This is a genomic window from Mesorhizobium sp. M7A.F.Ca.US.014.04.1.1 (genome assembly GCF_003998745.1).
Lineage (GTDB): Bacteria > Pseudomonadota > Alphaproteobacteria > Rhizobiales > Rhizobiaceae > Mesorhizobium > Mesorhizobium ciceri.
The window spans coordinates 1-4,419 of sequence record NZ_RZRW01000473.1; the positions used below are offsets into that span (position 1 = coordinate 1).

General features: G+C 62.9%; 5 protein-coding genes. All 5 read left to right on the plus strand.

What is annotated here, in order from left to right; genetic code table 11:
* Window positions 1-138: 138 nt before the first annotated feature.
* Window positions 139-342, plus strand: a complete 204-nt coding sequence (gene rpmI / locus EOA22_RS25340) for a 50S ribosomal protein L35 (protein WP_006201248.1) — start codon at window positions 139-141, stop codon at window positions 340-342.
* A 93-nt stretch (window positions 343-435) separates the two neighbouring features.
* Window positions 436-837, plus strand: coding sequence for a 50S ribosomal protein L20 (rplT, locus tag EOA22_RS25345; RefSeq protein WP_013528310.1), 402 nt, complete (start codon window positions 436-438; stop codon window positions 835-837).
* A gap of 153 nt (window positions 838-990) precedes the next feature.
* The gene (gene pheS / locus EOA22_RS25350) at window positions 991-2,088 is read left to right on the plus strand and encodes a phenylalanine--tRNA ligase subunit alpha (protein ID WP_013528309.1); all 1,098 of its coding nucleotides are present in this window, start codon (window positions 991-993) and stop codon (window positions 2,086-2,088) included.
* Window positions 2,085-2,507 carry a GFA family protein gene (locus EOA22_RS25355; RefSeq protein ID WP_013528308.1) on the plus strand — a complete coding sequence of 141 codons (423 nt, stop codon included), beginning with the start codon at window positions 2,085-2,087 and terminating at the stop codon, window positions 2,505-2,507. The genes pheS and EOA22_RS25355 overlap by 4 nt, the downstream gene beginning before the upstream one ends.
* On the plus strand, window positions 2,504-4,419 hold a 1,916-nt coding region (pheT, locus tag EOA22_RS25360; protein ID WP_127390294.1), incomplete at its 3' end, for a phenylalanine--tRNA ligase subunit beta. The genes EOA22_RS25355 and pheT, both read left to right, overlap by 4 nt.

Here is a 4,419-nt window from a genome sequence, read left to right on the forward strand (position 1 = left end):
GTCTTTGACGTATAGCACCGCCGTTCAAGAAAACCGCCCGGCAGGGCATGCCGTGGCGGATTCATTTGCTTTTCGGGCTTTGGTCGGCCTGAAGCGAACAAGAAGCGCGATAGTGCGCCAACAATACGGAGTAGCAAAATGCCCAAGATGAAGACCAAATCGGCCGCCAAGAAGCGGTTCAAGATCACAGGTACGGGTAAAGTCCTGTCGGCTGCGGCCGGCAAGCGTCACGGCATGATCAAGCGTTCCAACAAGTTCATTCGAAATGCCCGCGGCACGATGGTTCTGGCTGAACCGGATGGCAAGAAGGTCATCAAGAATTTTCTGCCGAACGGCCTCTAAGGCATTCGGTCCGGACACGCATTTGTTTTACGCAATTCCGAACGGAAAACCGCAAGGCACTTTTCCTGGAATTGCTTTTAAGGAGATCATGACATGGCACGCGTAAAAAGAGGCGTCACTTCGCACGCCAAGCACAAGAAGGTCCTGAAAGCCGCGAAAGGCTTCTACGGCCGCCGCAAGAACACCATCCGCATCGCCAAGCAGGCGGTGGAAAAGTCGCTGCAATACGCTTACCGCGACCGCAAGAACCGCAAGCGCTCCTTCCGCGCGCTGTGGATCCAGCGCATCAACGCCGCGACCCACGAGCATGGCCTGACCTATGGCCGCTTCATCGACGGCCTCAACAAGTCGGGCATCGAGATCGATCGCAAGATCCTGTCGGACATGGCCATCCACGAGCCGCAGGCTTTCGCGGCCCTGGTCGCCAAGGCCAAGGTGGCGCTCGAATATCTGAAGAACACCACGCCGAACGCTTTTGAAAGCGCTGTCGCCTAAGACCAGCGCTTCCCAAGCATTCGCAATTCTGATTTGGGGAACCCGCGCTGGCACGGCTGGCGCGGGTTTTTCTTTTGCCTGATCCTTGGAGTGATTTCACTTTAGGAGTGACTTTCACTTTGAGGCCGACCTCCCAACGCAGCGAGTTTGACCGTGAACGACGCAACCACTGGCCTGGATACGCTTGAAAACTCACTTCTGGCCGAGATCGCCTCGGCCGCCGATGAGCCGGCCATCGAGGCCGTGCGCATCGCTGCTTTCGGTAAGAAGGGCAGCGTGTCCGAGATGCTGAAGACACTTGGCGCCATGACCGCCGAGGAGCGCCAGATCAAAGGCCCGGCCATCAACGGCCTCAAGAACCGCGTCACCGACGCGCTGACTGCCCGCAAGGCTGAGCTCAAGGATGTGGCGATCACCGCCCGCCTCGCCGCCGAAAAGGTCGACGTGACGTTGCCGGTGCGGCAGTCGCCGGCCGAGCGCGGCCGTATCCATCCGATCAGCCAAGTCATCGACGAGATTGCCGCGATCTTCGGCGATCTCGGTTTCTCCATCGCGGAAGGTCCCGATATCGAGACCGACTATTACAATTTCACCGCGCTGAATTTTCCCGAAGGCCACCCGGCGCGCGAGATGCACGACACCTTCTTCTTCCAGCCGGACGAGAAGGGCGAGCGCAAGCTTTTGCGCACGCACACTTCGCCGGTGCAGATCCGCACCATGGAAACGAAGAAGCCGCCGATCCGCATCGTCATTCCTGGCAAGACGTACCGGCAGGATTCGGACGCCACCCACTCGCCGATGTTCCATCAGGTCGAGGGGCTGGTGATCGACAAGACAGCCAACGTCGCCAACATGAAGTGGGTGCTGGAGGAGTTCTGCAAGGCCTTCTTCGAGGTGCCGCAGGTTAAGATGCGCTTCCGGCCGTCCTTCTTCCCGTTCACCGAGCCAAGCCTCGAGGTGGACATCCAGTGCGATCGCTCGCGGCCCGGCGAGGTGCGCTTCGGCGAAGGCTCCGACTGGATGGAGATCCTCGGCTGCGGCATGGTGCATCCCAATGTGCTGCGCCATGGCGGTCTCGATCCGGACGAATATCAGGGCTTTGCCTGGGGCATGGGCATAGACCGCATCGCCATGCTGAAATACGGCATGCCGGACCTGCGCGCCTTCTTCGATGCAGACGTGCGCTGGCTGTCGCACTACGGCTTCCGGCCGCTCGACATGCCGACTTTGTTCGGAGGCCTGAGCGCATGACAGCGCCCTATGCCGGCGGCTGCCGCTGCGGCGCCGTGCGGTTCGAGGCCTCTGCCGAACCGCATCACGTCAGCTACTGCCATTGCGGCGATTGCCGGCGGGCCAGCGGCGCGCCGGTGTCGGCCTTTGTCGGCTTCCTGGTCGATCAGGTCGCGTTCACCGGCAAGGCGCTGAAGATGTATGAGAACGGCCCGGTGACGCGCTCTTTCTGCGGCACCTGCGGCTCACCCATCGCCTATGTCGACGAGCGGCTGGAAGAAGACATCTACTTCATGCTCGGCGCCATGGACATGCCGGCCGATTTCCAGCCGACGCTGCATGCCTATATCGGCGAGCAGCTTGCCTTCCTGCATATGTCCGACGACCTGCCGAGACATCTGAAATCAAGCGTCAAAAGACCAGACGGAACAGTCCCATGAAATTCACCCTCTCCTGGCTCAAGGACCACCTCGAGACCGACGCCACGCTCGACGAGATCGTCGAGCGGCTGACTTCGATCGGTCTCGAAGTCGAGCATGTCGACGACAAGTCGAGCCTGAAACCATTCGTCATCGCCAGGGTGCTGACGGCGGTTCAGCACCCCGATGCCGACCGGCTGCGCGTGCTGACCGTCGACCCCGGCGACGGCAAGCCTCCGGTGCAGGTCGTTTGCGGCGCGCCAAACGCTCGCGCGGGCCTGATCGGCGCCTTTGCCGCGCCCGGCACCTATGTGCCCGGCATCGACGTAACGCTGACGGTCGGCAAGATCAGGGGCGTCGAAAGCCACGGCATGATGTGTTCCGAGCGCGAGCTGGAGCTGTCCGACGAACACAATGGCATCATCGACCTGCCTGAGGATGCGCCGGTCGGCACCAGCTTCGCCGCCTATGCGCACATCGACGATCCGGTCATCGAGATCAACTTGACGCCGAACCGGCCGGATGCCACCAGCGTCTACGGCATCGCCAGGGATCTGGCGGCGAGCGGGCTTGGCCGCCTCGTCGGCGGCGCCATCATGCCGCATGTCGGCAATGGCATGTGTCCGATCAAGGTGACGATCGAAGCGCCGGAGCTTTGCCCCGGCTTCGCGCTCAACTTGGTCAAGGGCGTCAAGAATGGACCCTCGCCAAAATGGCTGCAGCAGCGGCTGATCGCCATTGGGCTGAGACCCATCAGCGCACTGGTCGACATCACCAACTACGTCACCTTCGACCGCGGCCGCCCGCTGCATGTGTTCGACGCCAGCAAGGTTGCCGGCAATCTCGTCGTGCGCCGCGCGCGCGATGGTGAAAAGGTGCAGGCGCTCGACGGCCGCGAATACACGCTGACGCCGGAAATGTGCGTCATCGCAGATGACAACGGCGTCGAGTCGATCGCCGGCGTCATGGGCGGCGAGCATTCGGGCTGCGACGAGAACACCTCAGATGTGCTGATCGAATCCGCCCTTTGGGATCCGATCACCACGGCGCGCACCGGCCGCACGCTCGGCATCATTACCGACGCGCGCTACCGTTTCGAGCGCGGCGTCGACCCCGAATTCATGGTTCCGGGCGTCGAACTGGCGACGAAACTGGTGCTCGATTTCTGCGGCGGCACGCCGACCGAAATGGAGGTCGTCGGTTATGCCGGTCACACGCCGAAGATCGTTTCCTTCCCGCTTTCGGAAGTGAAGCGGCTGACCGGCATCGAGGTTCCCAGCGCGGAAAGCCTCGACATCCTGTCGCGCCTCGGCTTCAAGCCGGAGGGCTCGGGCGATGTCGTCGATGTCGCCGTGCCGTCCTGGCGCCCCGACGTCGATGGCAAGGCAGACCTGGTCGAGGAGGTCATGCGCATCCACGGTGTCGACAACATCGCGCCGCAGCCGCTCGGTGCGCATGACGCGGTCAATGCAAAGATCCTCACCACGCTGCAGGTCCGTACCCGCACGGCCAAGCGCGCGCTTGCCGTGCGCGGCATGATGGAAGCCGTTACCTGGTCGTTCATTCCGGCCAAGCATGCCGAGCTGTTCGGCGGCGGCCAGACCGCGCTGAAGCTTGCCAACCCGATCGCCGCCGATATGTCCGACATGCGGCCCTCGCTGCTGCCGGGGCTGATCGCGGCTGCCCAGCGCAATGCCGACAAGGGTATTGGCGACGTGGCGCTGTTCGAAGTGTCGGGTACCTATGAGGGCGACGGCGCCGACCAGCAGCGGCGCGTCGCCGCCGGCGTGCGCCGCGGCACCGCCAAGCTCGACGGTTCCGGCCGCAACTGGGCCGGCAATTCCGGTCCAGTCGGCGTGTTCGACGCCAAGGCCGATGCGATCGCCGCGCTGGAAGCCTGCGGTGCGCCGGTCGAGCGGCTGCAGATCGAGTC

Coding starts and splice junctions, on each gene's coding strand:
- rplT (WP_013528310.1), top strand. CDS start 436: ATGGCACGCGTAAAAAGAGGCGTCACTTCGCACGCCAAGCACAAGAAG.
- rpmI (WP_006201248.1), top strand. CDS start 139: ATGCCCAAGATGAAGACCAAATCGGCCGCCAAGAAGCGGTTCAAGATC.
- EOA22_RS25355 (WP_013528308.1), top strand. CDS start 2,085: ATGACAGCGCCCTATGCCGGCGGCTGCCGCTGCGGCGCCGTGCGGTTC.